This is a genomic window from Nitrosospira sp. NRS527, from assembly GCF_018406445.1.
Taxonomy (GTDB): Bacteria; Pseudomonadota; Gammaproteobacteria; order Burkholderiales; family Nitrosomonadaceae; genus Nitrosospira; species Nitrosospira briensis.
This window is the reverse complement of the sequence record NZ_AP024515.1, coordinates 351,811-374,836: the sequence shown is the minus strand read 5'-3', so window position 1 is coordinate 374,836 and position 23,026 is coordinate 351,811. Positions and strand designations below refer to the sequence as shown.

The 23,026-nt window shown below is 53.1% G+C and carries 17 protein-coding genes; 14 read left to right on the top strand and 3 right to left on the bottom strand.

Translation table 11 applies throughout. The annotated features are described in order from the left end of the window. The first annotated feature begins 389 nt into the window (after positions 1–389). The 3 genes from KJS40_RS01690 to KJS40_RS01680 all read left to right on the top strand — a co-directional run bounded on the left by KJS40_RS01690 (position 390) and on the right by KJS40_RS01680 (position 2,275). Positions 390–644, top strand: a complete 255-nt coding sequence (locus tag KJS40_RS01690; RefSeq protein ID WP_213538827.1) for a hypothetical protein — start codon at positions 390–392, stop codon at positions 642–644. A 144-nt stretch (positions 645–788) separates the two neighbouring features. Further along, on the top strand, positions 789–2,006 hold the full coding sequence (gene fabF, locus KJS40_RS01685) for a beta-ketoacyl-ACP synthase II (RefSeq protein WP_213538826.1): 1,218 nt from the start codon (positions 789–791) through the stop codon (positions 2,004–2,006). A 17-nt stretch (positions 2,007–2,023) separates the two neighbouring features. Continuing rightward, on the top strand, positions 2,024–2,275 hold the full coding sequence (locus KJS40_RS01680; protein ID WP_025041233.1) for an acyl carrier protein: 252 nt from the start codon (positions 2,024–2,026) through the stop codon (positions 2,273–2,275). A 117-nt stretch (positions 2,276–2,392) separates the two neighbouring features. On the opposite strand, the gene KJS40_RS01675 is transcribed toward KJS40_RS01680, so the two are convergent. Next, a complete protein-coding gene (locus tag KJS40_RS01675) occupies positions 2,393–4,930 on the bottom strand; it encodes a DNA topoisomerase III (protein WP_213538825.1) in 2,538 nt (845 codons plus the stop codon). Between the two features lie 255 nt (positions 4,931–5,185). After that, on the bottom strand, positions 5,186–6,268 hold the full coding sequence (gene dprA / locus KJS40_RS01670) for a DNA-processing protein DprA (protein ID WP_213538824.1): 1,083 nt from the start codon (positions 6,266–6,268) through the stop codon (positions 5,186–5,188). Positions 6,269–6,783: 515 nt separating this feature from the next. Here dprA and def point away from each other — a divergent pair. The 11 genes from def to fba all read left to right on the top strand — a co-directional run bounded on the left by def (position 6,784) and on the right by fba (position 21,223). Beyond that, on the top strand, positions 6,784–7,287 hold the full coding sequence (gene def / locus KJS40_RS01665; protein ID WP_213538823.1) for a peptide deformylase: 504 nt from the start codon (positions 6,784–6,786) through the stop codon (positions 7,285–7,287). A gap of 104 nt (positions 7,288–7,391) precedes the next feature. Further along, entirely contained in the window at positions 7,392–8,327 is a 936-nt protein-coding gene (fmt, locus tag KJS40_RS01660; RefSeq protein ID WP_213538822.1) for a methionyl-tRNA formyltransferase, read from the top strand. Further along, the gene (gene rsmB / locus KJS40_RS01655; RefSeq protein ID WP_213538821.1) at positions 8,324–9,607 is read left to right on the top strand and encodes a 16S rRNA (cytosine(967)-C(5))-methyltransferase RsmB; all 1,284 of its coding nucleotides are present in this window, start codon (positions 8,324–8,326) and stop codon (positions 9,605–9,607) included. The genes fmt and rsmB overlap by 4 nt, the downstream gene beginning before the upstream one ends. Next, positions 9,585–10,208: a DUF4390 domain-containing protein gene (locus KJS40_RS01650; RefSeq protein WP_244859648.1), complete on the top strand. Its 624-nt coding sequence runs from the start codon at positions 9,585–9,587 to the stop codon at positions 10,206–10,208. Before rsmB ends, KJS40_RS01650 begins: the two co-directional genes overlap by 23 nt. Further along, complete coding sequence (locus KJS40_RS01645; protein ID WP_213538820.1) at positions 10,205–12,376, top strand: ATP-binding protein; 2,172 nt, start codon at positions 10,205–10,207, stop codon at positions 12,374–12,376. Before KJS40_RS01650 ends, KJS40_RS01645 begins: the two co-directional genes overlap by 4 nt. 270 nt (positions 12,377–12,646) lie before the next feature. Further along, positions 12,647–13,897 carry a sigma-54 dependent transcriptional regulator gene (locus KJS40_RS01640; RefSeq protein WP_025041241.1) on the top strand — a complete coding sequence of 417 codons (1,251 nt, stop codon included), beginning with the start codon at positions 12,647–12,649 and terminating at the stop codon, positions 13,895–13,897. Positions 13,898–14,152: 255 nt separating this feature from the next. Beyond that, entirely contained in the window at positions 14,153–16,168 is a 2,016-nt protein-coding gene (gene tkt / locus KJS40_RS01635) for a transketolase (protein WP_213538819.1), read from the top strand. A gap of 81 nt (positions 16,169–16,249) precedes the next feature. Further along, entirely contained in the window at positions 16,250–17,251 is a 1,002-nt protein-coding gene (gene gap, locus KJS40_RS01630; protein ID WP_213538818.1) for a type I glyceraldehyde-3-phosphate dehydrogenase, read from the top strand. A 137-nt stretch (positions 17,252–17,388) separates the two neighbouring features. Then, on the top strand, positions 17,389–18,567 hold the full coding sequence (locus KJS40_RS01625) for a phosphoglycerate kinase (RefSeq protein ID WP_213538817.1): 1,179 nt from the start codon (positions 17,389–17,391) through the stop codon (positions 18,565–18,567). 42 nt (positions 18,568–18,609) lie between these two features. Further along, positions 18,610–20,064 carry a pyruvate kinase gene (gene pyk, locus KJS40_RS01620; protein WP_213538816.1) on the top strand — a complete coding sequence of 485 codons (1,455 nt, stop codon included), beginning with the start codon at positions 18,610–18,612 and terminating at the stop codon, positions 20,062–20,064. 94 nt (positions 20,065–20,158) lie between these two features. Further along, positions 20,159–21,223, top strand: a complete 1,065-nt coding sequence (fba, locus tag KJS40_RS01615) for a class II fructose-bisphosphate aldolase (protein ID WP_025041246.1) — start codon at positions 20,159–20,161, stop codon at positions 21,221–21,223. Between the two features lie 199 nt (positions 21,224–21,422). On the opposite strand, the gene KJS40_RS01610 is transcribed toward fba, so the two are convergent. Further along, positions 21,423–22,994: a CYTH and CHAD domain-containing protein gene (locus tag KJS40_RS01610; protein WP_213538815.1), complete on the bottom strand. Its 1,572-nt coding sequence runs from the start codon at positions 22,992–22,994 to the stop codon at positions 21,423–21,425. Positions 22,995–23,026: the final 32 nt, after the last annotated feature.

Sequence of the window (23,026 nt, the reverse complement as noted above, 5' to 3'; positions counted from 1 at the left end):
CGTATTTGTGTGAAATCCGCTGAACCTCAGCGCATGGTGTAAAGTTGGGTGATAGGCAAAAATTCGTTAACTCGACACGTTGATGTCGTATCATATTATAATTGCTGGTTTGAAACGTAGCACGGATTTCAATAATTTACTGCGTGGCGGAGTACGCATTGGACATAATGGACTCTGTTTTTATGGATAGGGTCGTTAGGCCATATAAATAACAAACGTTGCCATTATGGGATTTACCATCATTTGTGGCAACAGCTTGATTAGCCGGCGAGCGGCATCAAAGAAGCGCTGTTGATGCATCATCGGTTCTTTGCCGATGCATGAATGGAAAAGGAACACTACCCACCTGAAGGTTTCTGTAGCAATAATTTATGGAAGGTTAATTATTAATGGGGACTCCTGAATATAATCTGCTAATTGCCCTCGGCCTTATTCCGGTTGTCATCGGACTGCAGATATGGGTGAGAAAGCGCCGCCTGGGCCGACGTAATGAAGATGGACAGCAGGAATTCGACAGCCTGGGAGGAACCCTGCTTTCGGCACTTATCGAAGGAGGGGCCGTAATCTCAAGTTTGATACTGATGATCTGGATCATGGGAGGCATATTGAGATACCTGTTCCCCATGATGTTTAATGCACAGTAAGACCGGATTTACGCTTGGACTGAAGAATGCCGGGGCGAGCAGACAGGAAAAGCTGGCCGCTGCCAAAGCAAGTCTTCCTACCGCCCCAGGTTTTTGGAAAAGCCTGGTGTTCCTGAATTTCTTTATGAGTCATTCTGGTTACGTATGCGTATAGTCGTTACGGGAATGGGGATTGTTTCCCCGATTGGCATAGGCACTGACCAGTTTTGGTCGGCAGCGGTCAATGGCGTGAGCGGGATTAAAAGAATCAGCGCCTTCGATGCATCCAGGCAGCGTTCGCAGATAGCCGGGGAAGTGGCCGATTTTGATCCCGCAACCTTTCTCTCGGCCAAATACATAGATCAAACGGACAGATTTGCGCAACTGGCGCTGCTCGCTGCCAATCTCGCTCTTGAAGATGCGGGTAAACTCGATACCTATGCACCACAACGAGTGGCGGTAAGCATAGGGTCGGGAATGGGCGGGTTCGGCACGTTTGAATCTTCTGCCACGCGCAGGTTCCAGAATCAGCCGGTACCTCCTTTCACAGTACCTCGAACGATGGCAAACTCCGCGGCTGCGTGGGTTGCAATCAAACATGGGCTGAAAGGAGTCAATCTGACTTGCAGCACAGCGTGCTCATCCGGAGCCAATGCGATCGGCATGGCACTCGATCTCTTGCGTGCCGGGAGAGCCGATGCCGTCGTTGCCGGCGGTGCGGAAGCCTGCGTATTGCCGTTGACCATGACGAGCTTTGAAATATTGCATGCGTTAACTACCAGTTCCAATAACGACCCGGAGGGCGCATCACGGCCTTTCGCCAGGAGCCGGGCAGGTTTCGTCATGTCCGAGGGTGCCGGGATACTCATTCTGGAGAAGGAAGAACAGGCCATACGCCGGGGCGCAAAAATATACGCTCAACTCGCTGGTTTTGGGCAAGCGTGCGACGCCAAGCATATTGTAATGCCCGACATCGAGGGTCAGATATCGACAATGCAAGCGGCTATCCAGGACGCCGGCCTGGAGCCTGATTCCATCGACCATATCAACGCGCACGCGACGTCCACTCCGCTTGGAGATATCGTGGAAACCCGGGCTATTAAACATGTTTTTGGAAACCGGGCCGGGGATATTGCCATTAGCGCAACCAAGTCAATGGTTGGGCATTCGATTGGCGCTTCGGCTGCTATCGGCAGCATTGCCACCATCATGGCGCTTCACACTGGCACGATACATCCGACCATCAATCTTGACGAGGCTGATCCGGAGTGTGATCTCGATTACACGCCAAACCGCGCACAACAAAGAAACCCCCGTACCGGCCTATGCAATGCTTTCGGATTTGGGGGCAACAATGCGAGCATCATTTTCACAAACCCGTGAACGAAGGAAGAGATTAGATGGACACAGCAGATATCGAAACGAAGGTCATACAGTTTATTGCTACAAAAGCTGAGAATCTGGATGCATCCACGATAAACAGGTCTTCGAAATTTGAAGAGCTCGGGCTTGACTCCATGGATACGATTCAGCTTTTATTCGATGCTGAAGATGCTTTCGGAATCAATTTCGACAGTGAGGAAGCAAAGGGATTCAGCAGTGTCGGAGATATTATTTCCTATATCGAAAAACACCAGGCTACGGCGCCTTGAAGGCGGCGCTCCAAGGTATGACCGCTAGGAGAATCGCTTCGACAAATGAGAAAACCGAAAGCGTAGGTGTACGTGATGGGGCCAAAATCCACCCTATCCATGTCCCAAGACTCATTTTTACCCAGCGAGAGAATCCTTTGACGAACGGCCACGAGTTTTCGGTTTTGGGATTTTTGCTTCCATAGAGGGTGTTGCGGTTTTTTGCTTTGTATTTCTCGGCTCAAACTCGAATCCCACTTTTCCGCCCGCACCGATGACCAGATAAGCCGAAAAGGGTCTTCCCTTCTTTGAAATGAACTTTGATAGCAAGTCTGTTTTACCGCTGTGCAACAGCTTGACGACTTGTTCGCGTTCAATAGGGCGAGTGAGGATTATTTTACCTGTCTTGAAATTGCAAGTACGCGCTGAGCCCAAAGCCTTCTCGCATGCATAACTCATCCCGTGGTCGAATACCCTGCCGCCACAGCGGGGGCATTTTCCCAACGGTTCCTGTCCGGTAAAATCAAGCTCCTCCGCATCCTCTTCCGTATCCTCGCCAAAATCGAATTTCATTTCAAATTCATCAGTAAGTTTGACGTTGGCATTGAACAACCGCCCCATCTTGCTTCGAAACCCCTGTAGTGGACCCACCTCGCGCCGAGTGATCAGTTGTTCCATTTCAGCTGTTTCAAATTGCCGCCCTGCAAGAATTTTCCATAATGCAAAATCACATTTCCGGCACTGAAATTTTTTGTAGGTTTCCTGTACGATACCACCACATTTTGGACAAGGCGATTCAAGCGTGGAAAAGTCGCCGCTGATGGTTTCCCCGCGATGACTCTTCGCCTGTTCCACGATATGGCTCGTCATGCCGGCGATCTCTTCCATAAAATTGTTACGCTTGAGTTTGCCCTGCTCGATCTGGCGTAGTTTGAATTCCCAATTGCCAGTCAGTTCCGGTGAGGTGAGTTCCGGCACCTTCAATCCACGCAATAAGGTGATCAACGAAAACGCCTTGGCCGTGGGATGCAGTTCCCGCCCCACACGCTGCATGTAATTTTCCGATACCAGACCTTCTATGATCGATGCGCGGGTTGCGGGCGTACCCAAACCTTTTGCGCTCATTGCTTCTCGCAGTTCCTCGTCTTCCACAAGTTTACCGGCACCCTCCATGGCTGACAGCAGCGTCGCTTCATTGAATCTCGCCGGCGGCCGAGTGTGATTGGAAATAACCCTAACCTCTTCGGCAAGAACCGCCTCACCCGGATTCAGTTTAACCAATGTCGAGTCACCCTCGGCGCCGGCAGCTTGCACGTCTTTGCCGTAAACCGCCTGCCAACCAGGATTGACCATTACCTTACCCTCTGTTTTGAACGGCTCGTTCTCGACACGCGTAACGCGGGTAGTCACGAGAAATTCGGCAGCAGGGAAAAAAATTGCGAGGAAACGCTTGGTGACGAGGTCGTAAATCTTTGCTTCGGCTTCATTCAGCCCGCTGGGCTCGAGGGAAGTCGGGATGATGGCGAAATGATCGGAAATCTTTCCGTTGTTGAATATTCGCTTGTTGGGCTTCACCCAGTCCGCTTTGAGAATCTGCTTGGCAAAAATACCATAGCGGGTTTTCTCGAGCGAACCAAGCACATCCTTGACGGTCATGACATAGTCTTCCGGCAATGCTCGCGAGTCAGTACGCGGATATGTGAGCGCTTTATGCTTTTCGTATAACGCCTGAGCCAGCCCGAGTGTTGTTTTGGCAGAAAAACCGAAGCGCCCGTTGGCGTCGCGCTGCAAGCTGGTGAGATCATACAGCAGCGGGCAGATTTCTGTAGTGGGCTTGCTTTCTTCGCTGACGACACCGGGTTTACCCTGGCATTTGGCGCGAATAATCTCGGCACTTTCCTGATCCCATAACCGCTCGGCTTTTTGCTCACTATCCTTTTTGTCTTTGATAAACTTCTCGTCCAACCAGCGCCCGTTATATTCTCCCGCGCTTGCGGCAAACGTGGCATGGACCTCCCAATAATCGCGGGATACGAATTTCTTTATGATATCTTCCCGTTCGATGATAATTGCCAATGTAGGCGTCTGCACCCGGCCTACAGTGGTTTTGTGGAACCCGCCTTCCTGCGAATTGAATGCGGTCATCGCGCGAGTACCATTGATGCCCACTAGCCAGTCGGCTTCGGAGCGGCTTACAGCTGCCTCCGCCAACGGCTGTACGGCTTCATCGTCGAGTAATTTGGTAAACCCTTCCCGAATCGAGGCTGGCGTCATCGATTGCAACCAAAGTCGCTTTACCGGTTTTTTGTTTCCAGCGTGACGGGCAATGTAATGGAAGATCAACTCTCCTTCGCGCCCTGCGTCGCATGCGTTGATAAGGGAGTCCACATCTTTGCGCTTGATAAGCCTGGTCAAGAGCTTCAGCCGCGATTCAGTTTTCTCGATGGGATTGAGATCAAAATGCGGCGGGATAATAGGCAAATTGGCAAAACTCCACTTTCCGCGTTTTACCTCGTATTGCTCCGGAACGGCCAGCTCAAGCAGGTGCCCTACAGCTGAAGACAACACGTATTTATCGCCCTCGAAATAGTCGGTATGCTTGCTGAATCCGCCCAGGACACGCGCAATGTCGGCGGCGACAGAAGGCTTTTCGGCGATAATTAATGTTTTACCCATGAAACTCCAGTGAACATTCGCGAATAAATTCAGCAAGTACGAACAGGTGGATAAACCACCTGGGCCACTGCTGCGATCAGCACGTATGATAATAAAGCCTGCCGGATAGCAGGAAGCTGAGCCGTGATAGCACGCCTGCCGCCACCGGCACCAGTAAATTTTTGCTGGCGCTACAAATTATTTACGTCGTATGTATCGTTTGCGGCTCGGTTGTTTTTTATTATAGATAACTATATGGCCACATGTCGCGGCGATCTACCGAAGCCGCTGGTAGCGCCCGCCCGGCAGGCTTGCAACAACGCCATCCAATTCGAACGCCAATAGCATCGCTGATACCATTTCCACCGTCAAGCCGCTCCGAACGCACAAGGTATCGATGTTGGTGATGTCATGGCCGAGATGCGCCAATAGAACCGATTCTTCGCCCTCCGGTCCATCAGCATCAAGCGTGGCACTTTGCATGAGCCGATAACCGAACTCACACAAAATGTCATCGGCGCTTTCGACCAGTTTCGCGCCTTCTTTGATGAGTGCGTGACAACCTTTCGATAGAGGCGAATGAATCGAACCGGGAACGGCGAATACCTCTCGACCCTGCTCCAATGCCTGCCTCGCGGTAATGAGCGAGCCACTTCGCAACGCGGCCTCCACCACGAGACAACCGCGGCTCATGCCGCTGATAATGCGATTGCGGCGCGGAAAATTGCTGCCAATGGCAGGAGTGCCCAATGGAAACTCGGAAATAAGTGCGCCCTTTTCCGCCAATTCATGAGCAAGTTGGCGATTACCGGCCGGATACACGATATCCAGGCCGGTTCCCACTACCGCAATGCTGGCGGCGCTACCACGTAGCCCGCCACGGTGTGCCGCAGCGTCCACTCCGGATGCCATACCGCTTGCAATGCAAAGACCGGCGTTACTTGCCGCTTCGGCAAAAGCCTCGGCGTTGGCAAGACCTTGAGGCGTCGCATTGCGGCTTCCCACAACGGCCAAGGCATGCGAATTCAGCAATTCACGCCTTCCCTTGAAATAGAGAAGCGGGGGAGGATCCGGTATGTTCAGCAGCAGCGACGGATAATCGCGATCTGCCAGTGTAATAATCGAATTCGCTGGCTCCTCCAGCCATTTGAGGGTGGCAGCTATTCTTTTTTGGTCTACCCCCTGAACAATGTTATACGCCACCTTTCTTTTTACCACGCGCTCCAGCGCGGTGATATTTGCGGAAAAGATTTCAGCAGGAGTACTGAACGCTCTCAACAAGCGCCGCATCGATTCGCCGCCTAGGCCGTCAACCAATCCAAGGGCGAGCCATGACTCTATTTCCTGCATGGGTTTCATTTCATCATTTTTGAACGTAATAAGACAGAGATACCGTTGCGTTGTATAGCAGATTTAAATAATAAACCATGGCGGAGCGTTAACAATGACTAATTGAGGTCAGGCGAAGCACGAGGCACGAGGCGTGCATAGTTATTCGTATACACTCGAGCAACCCCATACGGCGACAACCCCGTCATTTTTGACGCATCGCATCAGTGTACCGTTTCTCGTCCGCGATTAGCGAGTTGACCGTATTTCTGCATGCTGAAAAACCTGGTTTCCGAGCTGAGATGGCAGCGCTCCCGCCAGATCATCTTTTGAAAGGGAGACAGATTATCGCCGATGTTCCTCATATTGCCATCGGAAAGCGGTCAAGCGCTGGAAACCGAATTTCGTACCCAAATCAGGATATAATGCACCTCTGCATCGAATTCGGGAAACCCTTCTCTTACCTATAGAGGTTGTGATGCGACATCGCAACAATATGGTTGAATTTGCATTTCGACTGTTAACATTCAAGATTCGCCCCGTTTATGGCACTTCTAAAAATATTGCAGTATCCGGATGAGCGATTGCATACAGTTGCCGGCCGTGTATCGGAAGTTACTGAGGAAACTCGTGCTTTTGTGCAGGATATGGCGGAAACCATGTATGCAGCCCCCGGCATTGGCCTTGCAGCGACCCAGGTTGATGTGCATCAGCGTATTATCGTGATCGATATTTCCGATACACATGATCAGTTGCATGTGCTGATCAATCCCGAAATCATCACGCATAGTGGTGAGTCTGACTATGAAGAAGGTTGCCTGTCGGTACCGGGCGTATTTGGAAAGGTACGACGTGCGGAGCAGGTCACCATCGAGGCGCTGAATCGAGATGGAAATCCATTTACGCTTGAGGCAGACGGCTTGTTGGCCGTGTGCATTCAGCATGAGATGGATCATTTGTCAGGCAAAGTATTTGTCGAGTACTGGTCGCGAATGAAGCAATTGCGTATTCAGTCCAAATTCAAGAAGCAGCGTCGAAAAGTGATGTGACATCGAGTTTCCATTATCGGCAAATACGTGGGAAAACCAAGGAATCTCTGGATCAGGAAGCGAAGCGATAACAGCTTTTCGCCGGGTAAATTCGTGTATTTTCGATGAGAATCATTTTTGCCGGCACGCCGTCGTTTGCCGCCCCTGCTCTTGAAGCCCTGGCAGACGCTGGGCATGAAATTGCATTGGTATTGACCCAACCTGATCGTCCCGCGGGACGCGGTATGAAAACCACTTCAGGCATAATCAAGTCGCTGGCGCAGCAGCGGAACCTTGCCTTGTTGCAACCACACTCGCTCAAGCAACCCGAGTTGCAAGCACAACTGGAAGCCATCGATGCCGATATCATGGTTGTTGCGGCTTATGGCCTGATCCTGCCCTTTTCTGTGTTGAGCATTCCAAGGTTTGGCTGCCTGAACATCCACGCCTCGTTACTGCCGAGATGGCGAGGTGCTGCGCCTATCCAGCGCGCAATATTGGCAGGCGATCGCGAAACCGGAATCACGATCATGCAAATGGACCGGGGCCTGGATACCGGTGCCATTTTATTGCAGAGAGGTATCGCAATCGAACAGGATGACACCACCCAGACCTTGCACGACAGGCTCTCCCTCCTGGGGGCGCGCTGCATCGTAGAGGCGCTGGACTATCTGGATCAGGGAAAACTTTTTTCCATCCCTCAGAATGAAGCCGACGTCACCTATGCACACAAACTGGAAAAAGACGAAACTGAAATTAACTGGTGCTTGAGCGCCGAAAATATCAGCCGTACAGTGCGGGCATTCAATCCCCGTCCTGGCGCACATTCCCGGGTGTGTGGAATGCCCCTGAAAATATGGCGTGCCGCCGTGACCGCGGATGTGTCCGGCAAACCAGGTGAAATTGTTGCAGTAGGACGCGACGGCATTGTCGTGGGATGCGGCAAGGGTGCGCTCGTACTGGAAATCGTGCAAAAATCGGGTGGAAAAAAGCTGAGTGTCTCCGAATTTCTCTCGGGTCATTCATTGCGGCCAGGCGATCGCTTTGAAAGCTGCGAATGACCAAAACTCAGCGTTTGGCTGCCGCAATTGTGGCAAAGGTACTGTCAGGCTCGAGCCTGACAGCCGTGCTGCAGGGTGTCTGGCGTAACCATGCCGATCTCTCCGCTCAGCAGCGTGGAGCAATTCAGGATTTAAGCTATGGCGTACTGCGCTTTTATGGCCAACTCGACGTATTGCTTGGCTTATTGCTGAAAAAGCCGCTGAAGGACCAGAATCTGCGTTGTTTATTACTGGTGGGATTATATCAACTGGAATACAGCAAGACCGCCCCGCATGCGGTTGTGGATAATGCTGTGTCAGTTTCCCGCACACTCAGCGGCAAGGGTGCTCGGGGGGCACAAGGGCTTGTCAATGCCGTATTGCGCAACTTCATACGTAACCGTTCAGCTCTGCTCGAGCGTGTAGCTGAAAATGAGGTAGGGCGGTATTCCCACCCGCAATGGTGGATAGATAAACTTCGCGCGCAATATCCTCAAAACTACGAGGCGGTATTGGAGAACAGTAATAAACGGCCCCCCATGACTCTGAGAGTCAATCGGCGCAGGATCATGATGGCGGAATATCAGGATCTCCTCAGCCAAAGTGGCATGGACGCATGGCCGGCAGGAAATGATGCGCTCGAGCTGAGGCAACCGGTGGCGGTGGACCGTTTGCCCGGATTTGCCGAGGGTTTGATATCGGTTCAGGACGCAGGCGCGCAACTGGCGGCGCGGTTACTGGATGTACACGATCGCATGCGTGTTTTGGACGCCTGTGCAGCGCCCGGCGGCAAAAGCGCACATTTGCTGGAGCTGGCGGACATAGAATTGACCGCGATCGACAATGACATCGTGCGCGTCGCGCGCATAACACAAAATTTTACACGACTGGATCTCAAGGCCAATCATATCATTCATGGCAGCGCATCTCAGCCGGCGGAGTGGTGGGACGAAAAGCTGTTCGACCGCATTCTGGCTGACGTTCCCTGCTCTGCTTCGGGCGTGACGCGACGTCACCCGGACATCAAATGGCTGAGGCGTGAAAGCGATCTTTTTCAATTTGTTGCGAAGCAGAGGGAAATTCTGGATGCCCTTTGGCAGATTCTGGCTAGGGATGGTAAATTGCTCTACGCCACCTGTTCGGTATTTACCGAGGAAAATGAACTGCAGGTAGAAAATTTCTTGCGCCACCACGCAGATGCCCGCCTGGTACCTATTTCGGGGGTTGAAGCAATTGACGGGCAATTATTGCCGGATTCCCATCACGACGGTTTTTTTTATGCCCTGCTTCACAAAGCCTGATCTATTTGCGCGGCTGCTGTGCATGTGCGTGACTGCAATGGCACTGCTGACTGCGGCGCTTCTGCCGGCTGCAGCACATGCGGACGGTGGCATACAGATAACGTCGGTAACGCTCGAAGCTACTGAGGAAGGTTATCAGTTTGACGCCGATTTCGAGATAACGCTCAATCATAAGCTGGAAAATGCACTCGAGAAAGGCATCGTGCTTTATTTTGTAACGGAGCTTAACCTGGTGAATTCACGCTGGTACTGGCTGGACGAGCGAATTGCCCAGAGCAGGGTTCGTGAAGGGCTGAGTTATTATGCACTCACTCGTCAATACCGTTTGAGTCGCGGTACGTTATCGCAGAATTTCAGCACGCTGAGGGAAGCCTTACAGGCCCTGAGCCGAGTGCGCGACCGACCCATCATTGCCAGTTCCGAATTAAGGCAGGATGTGGAATATACAGTGGAATTGCGCATGCGGCTCGACATATCGGCTTTGCCTAAACCGTTTCAGGTAGAGACGCTCGGGTCGAGAGAGTGGGATCTGAGCTCCGGCCTGCTGCGGTGGAATACGAAACTGCCCATGCCAAAGCTTCAAGATAACAGCAGGCCGTGAAATACGTTATTTTCATCGCTGCGGCGCTAGGCGCAGTCATGCTGTTCCTGCTTGCGACTGCAGGCGCCGATACCGGGCTTTTTGACCGCAAATACCGGCTTCTGATCAGGCTCAATGTCGGTTTCCTCCTGTTTCTCATGGCGGTGGTGGGGTATCTGCTATGGAGACTCCGGCGCAGGCTTAACGCCGGTGTGTTCGGCTCCAGATTAGCATTGCGCCTGTTGCTGATTTTCTCGCTGATGGCGATTCTTCCGGGTGCGCTGGTGTATGGCATATCGGTACAATTTCTGGGGAAAAGCATCGAATCCTGGTTCGACGTCAAAGTGGATCGGGCGCTCGAAGGCGGCTTGAATCTGGGGCGCACGATCCTCGACAATCTTCTTGAGGATCTCCGCAGCAAGGCCCACGCAGCTGCACTTGCATTATCCGAGCAGCCCGGTTCCCCATTGCCGACGCTAGACCACCTCGTGAAGCAATCACAGGTGCAGGAAGCGACGCTGTTTAATCACGACGGCAGCGTGATCGCTTTTTTACGGGCTGATGGAACGGGGCTGGCTCCCGAAACGCCTAGTGCAGCCGTGATATCCCAGGTGAAAGCGGAGAAATGGTACGGCACGGTTGAGTCTATTCCCGGCAAAGGTTTGTATTTGAAGGCACTAGTATCGATTGACGCACCAGGCATGGAAGGAGATATCCAAATCTTGCAACTGCTGCAGCAGGTACCGAAACAACTGGGTGATGATGCGGAAATAGTGCAGGCTGCGTATCGCGATTACCAGGAATTGCTGCTATCTCGTGAAGGATTGAAAAGTCTATACGGTGTAACGCTTACACTCGCGCTGTTGCTCTCGCTTTTCTCTGCTTTGGCTGCTGCGTTTCTTATCAGCGAACGGCTGAGTGCGCCATTGGGCATGCTGGCTGAAGGTACCCGCGCCGTGGCCCAGGGTGACTTCAGCAGGCGCCACCCGGTACAGAGCCGGGATGAATTGGGCGTACTGACCGAATCGTTCAATCTCATGACTCAGCAGCTGGAAGAAGCCCGCACGACCGCTCACCGTCATCAGCAAGAAGTCGAGAGCGCCAGGGCTTACCTGGAAAACGTGCTGTCCAATCTTTCGTCCGGCGTTCTGGTGTTTGACGAAAACTTGCGCATGCGTACGGCAAATCTGAGCGCGGGACAAATCCTGAATGTTTCGCTATCGGGTCTCGAGGGGTTGACCATTCAAGAATGCGCAACGCGTGAACCTCAATTAAGTTCTTTCAAAAACGAGATTCTTGAAGGATTTCGTTCGGGTAAAAAGGGCGAGTGGCAGTGCCAACTGGAACGATCGAGGGATGGGGCCAACCAGGTTCTGCTGTTACGCGGCACACGCCTTCCATCCGTTTCGGGCGGTGGAGGTGTCGTCGTCTTTGACGACGTAACCAATTTATTGCAGGCTCAGCGCACGGCTGCTTGGGGAGAAGTAGCACGGCGCCTGGCCCATGAAATCAAAAACCCGCTGACGCCGATACAACTTTCCGCCGAACGCATGCAGCACAAGCTCGCCCGGAAGCTGGATAACGATGATGCGCAAATCTTGCGACGATCCACTGAGACTATCGTCAACCAGGTGGAAGCATTAAAAAAAATGGTCAATGAATTCAGTGAGTATGCGAGAGCGCCCGAACTGGAATTTCATCTGCTGGACTTCAACGGACTGGTGCGGGAAGTACTCGCACTATATGAAGCCGCAAGCGCCGCAGCACCCGATAATCCCCAACCACATATTTATCTGGCCCTGGCTCCTGACTTGCCGATGGTGAGAGGTGATTCCGCCCGGCTTCGCCAGGTTATCCATAATCTGCTGCAGAACGCGCTGGATACGCTGATCGGTGTTACAGAACCCGCGATCACGGTACGTACTGAAATCGCATCCGGCGGTGTACGGTTTAGCGTAAGCGATAACGGCGGAGGCTTTCCCGAACAACTCAGGGCTCGAGCGTTCGAGCCATACGTTACCACCAAGTCCAAGGGCACAGGGCTGGGGCTGCCCATTGTCAAAAAAATAGTCGAGGAACACAGCGGCATCATTCAAATTGAAAATATTCGACCCCATGGGGCATGCATATCACTGATTCTGCCGATTGCGGGGAAAGACAATTTGAAGGCTTATCGAACAGCCACATGATTAACCAGCCATAAACCTGAATCCGGTAGTTGACCGCTCATTTAGTAGATCAGTGTTATGATTAATAACAATATTTCATATTATTTGACGCTCACCTTCCGGGTGAGGGCGCTACGGGGTGAATCCGTCCAACTACCCCAGATTTAGGATAAAGGAACCAAACATGCCGGCGAGCATCCATTGATAATTCGTAACCTGGACATCGGCAGCTCTGAATTCCACCACCTCTGAATTCCACCACAATCGTACGTATTATTGATTTTCTGAATTATGAGCAATAACACCATACTTGTTGTTGATGATGAAATCGGCATACGCGAGCTCTTGTCCGAAATTTTACGGGACGAAGGTTATCGCGTGGCCCTCGCGGAAAATGCGGGTCAAGCGCGCAACTGGCGCAAACAAACACGGCCCGACCTGGTACTGCTGGATATATGGATGCCGGATACCGATGGGATCACCCTGCTGAAAGAATGGGCCAGCGGCGGGCTGCTCACCATGCCGGTAGTGATGATGTCCGGGCACGGGACCATAGACACCGCGGTAGAGGCCACGCGCATGGGCGCAGCCGGCTACCTCGAGAAACCGGTACCGCTGCAAAAACTTTTGAGCACAGTGGGGCGCGCGCTGCGCGGAGGGCAGGTCAAACCGAGCATAATGCTTCCCCTCGCCAGCTTAGGCAGGGGACCTTTGATCGCAGATCTGAAAAAACGGCTGGAACAGGTCGTCAACTTGCGCGCACCGCTGCTGCTCACCAGTGAACCCGGAACTGGGGTGGATCTATGCGCCCGCTTTTTGCATCGTCCCAACACGCCCTGGGTGGAGCCCGATACGCTCTCCGCCCTGGCGAATGCTCCGTTGGATTTGCTTGAACAGGCAAAAGGCGGATTGCTGTTTCTCAAGGAGATAGGAGACCTCAACAGGTTGTCGCAAAAAGGACTGCTTCTACTGTTGGGCAAACTCGAAAAATACAGTGTCCGGCTCGTATGCGTTACCACAACCCCATTGGCGGGGCTCGCCGCGCAAGGTGTCTATGAGCCGAGGTTGTATGAGCAATTGAGCGGTCTTTGCATCAATGTTCCCGCGCTGAGGGAACATCGGGAAGACATCCCCGAGCTCGCGGCCCAGATACTCTCGCGCTATATTGAATCAGGCGAAGTGCCCTTGCGGCAATTCAGCACCGCTGCGCTCAATTGTTTACGGAACCACGACTGGCCTGGCAATCTTGCGCAACTGACCGGCGCGGTGCATTCCCTTGCATTAACCAGCGCCGGCGATGAAATATCGGCGGATGATGTGAAGCAAATACTGGCATCGTCATCGCCGGCACAATCGGTCGCTGGTGTCCCGTTGAATATGCCGTTACGGGAAGCACGCGATATGTTCGAGAAAGTGTATTTTGAACAACTCATCGATCAGGAAAATGGCAATATGACCCGGGTTGCCGAGCGAGCCGGGCTGGAGCGCACGCATCTTTACCGCAAACTTAAACTGCTGGGCATAAAACTGCGGAATAACTGATACGGAAAAATGATGAGATGCCGCATTTTCGTAATCAGCAACTTGATAATGCGACCAAGCCAGGATCATCCGGCCTCATTTCCCCATTACTGGAGCGCGAACACATCCGATATGGACAGCCCGAGATTTGTCATGTTGTCTGACATCGTATCTTAAGCGATAATATTGGTTTTGCCGACCCGCACCGCTACCCGGGTTAGGGGAGCGGTGTTTTTGTATCCTACATATATCTGTTGAGCGAGGGAGTCCGTATTCATGGGAGCATTTAGAGATTTTGACGCGCCGGTGTTCAAAGACCTGACCAGCGCCATCCGTGCATTGGCCATGGATGCTGTGCAAAAAGCCAATTCGGGCCACCCTGGCATGCCCATGGGCATGGCTGAAATAGCTGAGGTATTATGGATTCATCATCTGCGTCACAATCCTGCGAATCCAAAATGGGCTGACAGAGACCGGTTTGTGTTATCCAACGGGCACGGCTCGATGTTGATTTACGCCTTGCTGCACCTCACCGGCTATGACTTGCCGATGGAGGAAATCAAGCACTTCCGCCAGCTTCACTCCAAAACCCCGGGGCATCCCGAGTATGGGTACACACCGGGGGTGGAAACCACCACCGGTCCTCTGGGACAGGGGCTCACCAATGCAGTGGGCATGGCGCTGGCAGAAAAAATACTTGCCGCTGATTTCAACCGTCCGGGCTTTGACATTGTCAACCACCACACCTACGTATTTCTGGGCGACGGTTGCCTGATGGAAGGTATTTCCCATGAAGCCTGCTCATTGGCCGGCACGCTGGGGCTGGGGAAGCTGATCTGTTTTTACGACGATAACGGCATTTCCATAGACGGGCATGTGGAAGGCTGGTTCACCGATGATACACCGAAGCGGTTCGAGGCTTACGGCTGGCACGTGGTTCCCAACGTCAACGGTCACGATCCGGTGGCCATAGAGGCCGCCATAGAGGCCGCCAAGCAGGCAGGTGACCGGCCCTCGATGATCTGCTGTAAAACGGTGATCGGCATGGGTTCCCCCAATAAAGCCGATACTCACGAGGTTCACGGCGCCGCGCTGGGGACCGCGGAAATAGCCGCAGCCCGTCCTCATATCGGATGGAACCATCCGCCATTCGAAATCCCCCAGGATGTTTATGAAATGTGGGACGCCCGCGCGAAAGGCGCAAAGCTGGAGGAGGCATGGGATCGCAAGCTTGCCGAGTATGCCGAGAAATATCCCGCCGAGGCCGCCGAGTTTACCCGGCGGATATCGGGTCAATTACCTGAAGATTGGGGTAAACATGCGGACGCGCTGATCGCGCGCGTGAACGCCAAGGAAGAAACTATCGCCAGCCGTAAGGCTTCGCAGAACGCCATTGAAGGTCTGGCACCGCAATTGCCCGAACTGGTTGGAGGTTCCGCAGATCTGGCCGGATCCAACCTTACCCTCTGGTCAAATTCGAAAGGTATCGGCCGCGATGCCGGAGGCAACTATATCTATTACGGCGTTCGTGAATTCGGCATGAGCGCGATAATGAACGGGCTGTCGCTGCATGGGGGCATCATCCCTTACGGCGCCACTTTCCTCATGTTTTCGGAATATGCCCGCAATGCGCTCCGCATGGCGGCCCTGATGAAAATTCGCAATCTGTTCGTATACACGCACGATTCGATCGGGTTAGGCGAAGATGGTCCCACGCACCAACCGGTAGAGCAGACGGCGACGTTACGTTATATACCCAACATGGATGTATGGCGGCCATGCGATACGGTTGAATCAACCGTATCCTGGGCGCGAGCGATTGAACGCAGGGACGGTCCATCAATACTTATTTTCAGCCGCCAGAATCTGCCATTCCAGAAACGTGATGCCGCCACCATCAAATTGATCGACAAGGGTGGTTATACCCTATCCGAGGCCGCGGACGGCAAGCCACGGGCAATCATTATCGCTACCGGCTCCGAAGTGGGATTGGCGATGATGGCACAAAAGGCGTTGGCCGAAACGGGTATCCACGTGCGCGTGGTCTCGATGCCATGCACGAATCTTTTTGATCGCCAGGATCCGTCCTACAAAAGCAGCGTATTGCCGAAGGGCGTGGGCCGCGTTGCGGTGGAGGCGGGCGTTACCGATTACTGGCGTAAATATGTCGGACTCGAAGGCGCAGTGGTCGGCATGGATACATTTGGCGAATCCGCTCCCGCGGGCGATCTGTTCAAGCACTTCGGCTTCACCGTCGAGAACGTGGTAAAAGCGGTGAACAGCGTTATTTAATTCTAATCAGTCGTGACGAACAACAAGGCGAAGAAATTTCCTTCGCCTGGCCCCTTTTTTTATCCAAGGAGTATATAAAACATGACAATCAAGGTCGGTATCAATGGATTTGGCCGCATTGGGCGGATGGTATTCCGTGCGGCGGTACAGAATTTTCCGGATATTGAAGTCGTCGCCATCAATGATCTGCTTGAGCCGGACTATCTGGCCTATATGCTGCAGCATGATTCGGTGCACGGCCGCTTCAAGGGAGACGTCGCTATCGACGGCGATACGCTGGTCGTCAACGGGAAGCGGATTCGGCTGACGGCCATCAAGGATCCGGCTGAACTGAAATGGGGGGAAGTCGGCGCCGAAGTCGTCATCGAGTCCACAGGCCTGTTTCTCACCAAGGAGACGTGCCAGAAACACATCGCTGCCGGTGCCGGAAAAGTTATCATGTCGGCTCCTTCCAAAGACGACACACCCATGTTTGTATATGGGGTGAACGATAATACGTATGATGGTCAATCCATCATTTCCAATGCTTCATGTACCACGAACTGTCTTGCCCCTATCGCAAAAGTATTGAACGATACCTGGGGTATCAAACGGGGTTTGATGACCACGGTACATGCCGCTACTGCCACTCAGAAGACCGTCGATGGTCCTTCCAACAAGGATTGGCGGGGCGGCCGCGGCATTCTAGAAAACATTATTCCGTCCTCGACTGGCGCGGCCAAAGCCGTCGGCAAGGTGATTCCCGAGCTGAACACGAAGCTCACCGGCATGGCTTTCCGTGTGCCGACTTCCGACGTTTCGGTGGTCGATCTTACCGTTGAACTGGATAAGGATGCAACCTACGAAGAGATTTGCGCAGCCATGAAGCAAGCATCGGAAGGTGCCATGAAGGGTGTACTCGGCTATACCGACGAAAAAGTCGTTTCCACCGATTTTCGCGGCGAGAGTTGCACCTCAATTTTTGATGCGGAGGCTGGCATGGCCCTGGATGGCAGTTTCATTAAAGTGGTTTCCTGGTACGATAACGAGTGGGGGTACTCCAGCAAGATTCTGGAGATGACTCGTGTCGTTGCCGGCAAATAAATAGTCGGAGCATAATGAAGAGTCCTGGATATGGCATCATTTTCAGGCTCTTCTCCGACTTTTCGCTCTGCCTTTCGATTGCCCATCGGAGGGATTTTTCATGAGCGATCCCTTCACCGTACAAATTGGAGTTCCCAGTGTCTGTCATTAAAGTCACCGACCTTGATCTCAAAGGCAAGCGCGTGTTCATCCGCGCCGACCTCAATGTCCCGGTAAAGGACGGCAAAGTTACATCGGATGCACGAATAACCGCCTCGATGGCCACCATTAACCATTGCCTGGAACGGGGCGCAAGAGTGATGGTGACATCCCATCTAGGCCGACCGGAGGAAGGCGTCTGGTCCGAGGAGAATTCACTCAAGCCGGTCGCCGACAATATTGCCGCGCGCCTGGGCAAACCCGTGCGTTTGATCCGGGATTGGGCAGACAAGAATTTTGAGGTTGCCGAAGGCGAACTGGTCGTTCTGGAAAACTGCCGCATCAATAAAGGCGAAAAGAAAAATTCGGACGAAACCGCCCAGAAATATGCGCGTTTATGTGACGTGTTTGTGATGGATGCTTTCGGTACGGCACACCGCGCTCAAGCTTCGACTTATGGTATCGCCAAATATGCTCCGGTTGCGTGTGCCGGGATTCTGCTGACGGAAGAACTGGACGCACTCACCAAGGCACTCCTGAACCCGGCACGCCCTATGGTTGCGATCGTTGGCGGCTCGAAGGTCTCGACAAAGCTTACCGTACTGGAATCCCTTTCGGAGAAGGTTGATCAAATGGTCGTTGGCGGCGGCATTGCCAATACTTTTCTGAAAGCCGCCGGAAAAAATATCGGCAAATCCTTATGTGAAGATGACCTGGTCCCTACCGCCAGAATGCTGATGGATAAAATGGCAGAACGTCAGGCTTCCATTCCTATTGCCGTAGATGTCGTGGTCGGAAAGAAATTCGACGCCAGCGAGCCTGCGGTGGTGAAGGATGCCGATACGGTTGCCGACGACGAGATGATTTTCGATATTGGCCCGAAGAGTGCGCAGGAATTGGCGGACATTATCATGAAAGCCGGTACTGTCGTATGGAACGGGCCGGTTGGCGTGTTTGAATTCGATCAATTTGGCGCCGGCACCAGGACCATCGCCATGGCCATTGCCCATACGAAGGCCTTCACCCTGGCTGGCGGCGGCGATACCATCGCCGCCATACAGAAGTACGACATCTATGACAAGGTTTCCTACATTTCCACCGCTGGCGGTGCTTTTCTAGAGTTTCTGGAAGGTAAAAAACTACCTGCCGTGGAAATACTTGAACAGCGAGCGCAGTGATTCATACGATTTAACGTACCACTACGCTACGCCTACCTCAAAATGATTCGAAGAACAAAAATTGTGGCAACGCTCGGTCCGGCATCCAGAGACCCCAAGGTACTCGAACGAATGATCAATGCCGGGGTGGATGTGGTGCGGATCAATTTTTCGCATGGCACAAGAGAAGAACATATAGAAAGCGCCGAATTGGCCCGTTCGCTAGCGCGTGCCGCAGGACACGCCGTGGGCGTTCTGGCGGACTTGCAAGGGCCGAAGATTCGTGTCGGCAGATTTGAAAAGGGCAATATTCTGCTCAAAATTGGCGATAAATTCATACTTGACGCCGAATGTGAACTGGGTAACCAGGAACGGGTGGGTCTGGATTACAAAGAACTGCCAAATGACGTGGAAACGGGCTCGACGCTTATCCTCGACGATGGACGCATCGTACTGGGCGTTTCAGAGGTCAAGGGAAGCAAGGTGTACTGCGTGGTTGAGCAGGGCGGAATACTGTCCAATAACAAGGGGATCAACCGCAAGGGCGGCGGACTCAGTGCACCCGCCTTGACCGCAAAGGACGTGGAAGACATCAAGACCGCGGCAGCGCTTAAAGCGGACTACCTTGCCGTATCCTTCCCGCGCTCCGGTGATGATATGCGCTGGGCACGAGACGTGATGCGTGATGCCGGCGGTAAAAGCCTGCTAATGGCAAAGATCGAGCGCTCCGAAGCAATTCTGGCGTTGGATGATATTTTGGAAGCCTCGGATGCCATCATGGTTGCGCGAGGTGATCTTGCGGTAGAAGTGGGCGACGCAGTGGTACCGGCTTTGCAGAAACGAATGATCCGAACGGCACGCGCTAACAACAAGCTCGTGGTGACCGCCACGCAAATGATGGAATCTATGGTCAACAGCCCTATTCCAACCCGTGCGGAAGTGTCCGATGTCGCTAATGCGGTGCTGGATGGTACCGATGCGGTAATGCTGTCGGCGGAATCCGCCGCGGGACAGTATCCCGTCGAATCGGTCGCAGCCATGGCAAGAGTCTGCCTCGAGGCAGAAAAAGAGTATCTGGTGAGCAGCGAACTCCGCCGGCTTCAGGGCGGCCTTCCGGAAACGATAGAGGAAGCGATTGCACGCGCGACCATGTTCACTGCGGGGGGATTGAAAATTCGGGCCATTGCCGCGCTCACGCAGAGCGGTAGAACGGTATTGTTGATGTCGCGCAGAAGCTCCAACGTACCTATCTTCGCGCTGAGCCCCCAAGAGGATACCCGCCGTAAAATGACGTTGTTTCGCGGCGTCTATCCCGTTAAGTTCGGCGGCGGATCGAACGATCCCGAGATTATCCTGAATCATGCTGAAAACGAATTGCTCAAGCGCGGCGTCGTGCGCAACGGCGATCTGATTATCATGACTATTGGCGAGCCGGTAGGCAAAGCCGGCGGGACCAACACGATGAAGATCGTCAAGGTAGGAGAACACAGAAAACATGAACGAAAACCGGGATCCTGAGCGCGGGTCGGGCATGATATTTTTCTGCCTTTCATTGCTAACAGCTCATCACTACGATACACGATAAACTGATTTTAACTTGGAGGAGGCTCAAATGGCACTCGTATCACTGCGTCAACTTTTGGATCATGCAGCGGAAAATGGCTATGGGCTGCCCGCTTTCAACGTAAACAACCTGGAGCAGATTCAGGCCATCATGCAGGCAGCCGACGAATGCGACAGCCCGGTAATCATGCAGGGTTCGGCCGGCGCGCGCAAATATGCGGGCGAAGCTTTTTTGCGCCACCTCATCGCGGCAGCGGTGGAGGCCTATCCGCATATTCCAGTCGTCATGCATCAGGATCATGGCGCATCCCCGGCGGTATGTATTAATGCGATCCGCAGCGGCTTTTCCAGCGTCATGATGGATGGCTCGCTGGAGGCGGATGCAAAGACACCTTCATCCTTCGAATACAACGTCGCGGTCACCGCCAAGGTGGTGGAGATGGCGCACGCGGTTGGCGTATCTGTCGAGGGAGAGCTGGGATGCCTGGGCTCACTTGAATCGGGCATGGGGGAGGCGGAAGACGGCCATGGAGCGGAGGGTAAGCTATCGCATGATCAATTGCTGACCGATCCGGAGCAGGCTGCTGACTTTGTAAAGCAGACAGGGGTGGATGCCTTGGCGATTGCCATCGGAACCTCCCATGGCGCGTATAAATTCACCCGCAAGCCGACCGGCGACATTCTCGCCATCGAGCGAGTGAAGGAAATTCACCAGCGCATTCCCAATACGCATCTTGTCATGCACGGATCCAGCTCCGTGCCGCAGGAATGGCTTGACATCATCCGGGAATACGGCGGAGAAATGAAGGAAACTTATGGCGTGCCGGTAGAAGAAATCCAGGAGGGCATCAAGCACGGGGTGCGGAAGATAAATATCGATACCGATATTCGCCTCGCCATGACCGGCGCAATCCGCCGTCATCTTGCCAAGAACAAAAGCGAATTTGACCCGCGGAAATTCCTCAAGGATGCAACCGCTGCGGCAAAGGATATTTGTAAAGCGCGATTTGAAGCGTTTGGTTGTGCCGGTCAGGCAGGCAAGATAAAACCCATCATGCTGGATAATATGGCCAATAAATATGCTAAAGGTGACTTGAAAGCAGTTATCAAGTAGCTCAGCAATACCTGATCCGGAAACACCACTCTTTTTTAGGCATAAAAGATGAGTGGATGGATAGCAAGGCTAAAAAGGCGGTCAATGACCGCCTTTTTTGTTGGGCAAAAAAAAAGCGGGACTGATAAGAGGGGCGAGTTCGCCGTCCGTTCCATCCTTTCGGTATGGCTCAGGCGCCACCTGGACCGTGGGAATACCCTTACCAGAACGGGCTGCTTTTATCGAAATTCGCCCAGGCATTGGTCAGTTCCAGCTTTTTCGCCAGTGCCTTGCTCGCGACCCAGCCCCGGATAATACCCGCTGCTTCATGCTCACCTCTTTCATCACGCGTGCCAGGCACTTCGCTCAGCAATTGTTCGATAATTGCCGTGTCGTTCACCACGCCCAGAATATCTTGAAGTTCGGCTAAGGATTTAACGTAAGTTTTCACTTTTTTTGGGGGATAGAGTCCGGCGAAAAACTCGCCTGCGTACCGTTGCTTCTTGGCGAGGATACGCACCGCATGCAATTCCGGCGGACTCAGTTTCGCCAGTTTTTTCCCGTACTTTTTCAGTTGCCGGTGCCGATGCGCCAGTAATGTTCCGGCGAATTCTTTCACCGACCCGCCGAGCCCGCCAGAACCACTAGGCCCCTCAATCCCCGCCCGATTATCCAAACCCATCAGATCGGACGGAGTAACCCAGGAATCCGCACTCAACCATGCCCCCAGCTTCAGCATCAGCTCCGTATAATGCGCCGATTCCACCGCGCTGCGCGCTTCATCGTTGTGACGCCGGCGTATCTGCTCACATTTCTCCTGTAGCGGCAGGATGCCGGGGTGGTCGGAAAAATGCGGGAGGATATCGGCTAATGTCTCCGTCACGAATACATCCCAATCCCGGGCTGGTCCAAATTGCCCGGCAAGCCACCTTAACTCTTGTGCCATCGGTGCAAACGCGGCCTTGGAAAACGCCCTGGAAAAAACGTTCAAAGCCGAACGCAATCTACGCAAAGCAACGCGCATCTGGTGCAGATATTCGATATCGCCACCGTGCAACATGCCGGCTTCGTTGCTGTGCAAATGGCCAAGGCAGTTCCAGGCGATTGCCTTGAACGCTTCATTTACATTCATTTCGGCAACGAGTTGAACCGATGCCGCTTTCAGCGGCGGAGATTTGATGCCGGAAGCAAGCGTATAGCCACGCTCCGCCTTGCTCACATTTTCCAGTCTAAGGGGAATGGTATGCAGCAGATCCAGCGCAAGCTGAAACAACGGTAATGGACTGCCCGATTTCAATTCCAGTTCGATTTCACAAAAGGGCATGCTGGCCTCGCCAGCGACGATCCTGCCCTGATCGAGGCAAAGTTCTGCCTCACCGCCACCCGATAAGCGCAATGTACGGATCCTGCGTTTACACTCGGTGATAAACAACGGACGCATTTGCTCGCGCAGATCGGCGTTATCGAACAACCTGATAAGAGAGGGATCGGAGATTTTGGTGAAATCAGGTTGTGGCTTCGGCACTGGCGCTTCCCATTCATATCGCTGATGCAATCCCGCCGCCGCACTGCCTCCGCCCTTGATGCTCTGTATCCAGCGTCTACCGGAACGACGCAATCGGAATGCCACGTCATTACGTCTGAGATCCAAATTAGAAGTATCGTAATAAACGGTGTAAAGATTTTGTGTAACGGAAGGCGAAATACTCAGGGATTTCAATAACGGACTCCGCTGCACTCGGGCAACGCAGTTCGAGGGCAGGCGTAATTTCAGCTCGATTTCGGTAGCCATACTGTGATCCTGCAGGTTTGCTCCATGGCTGA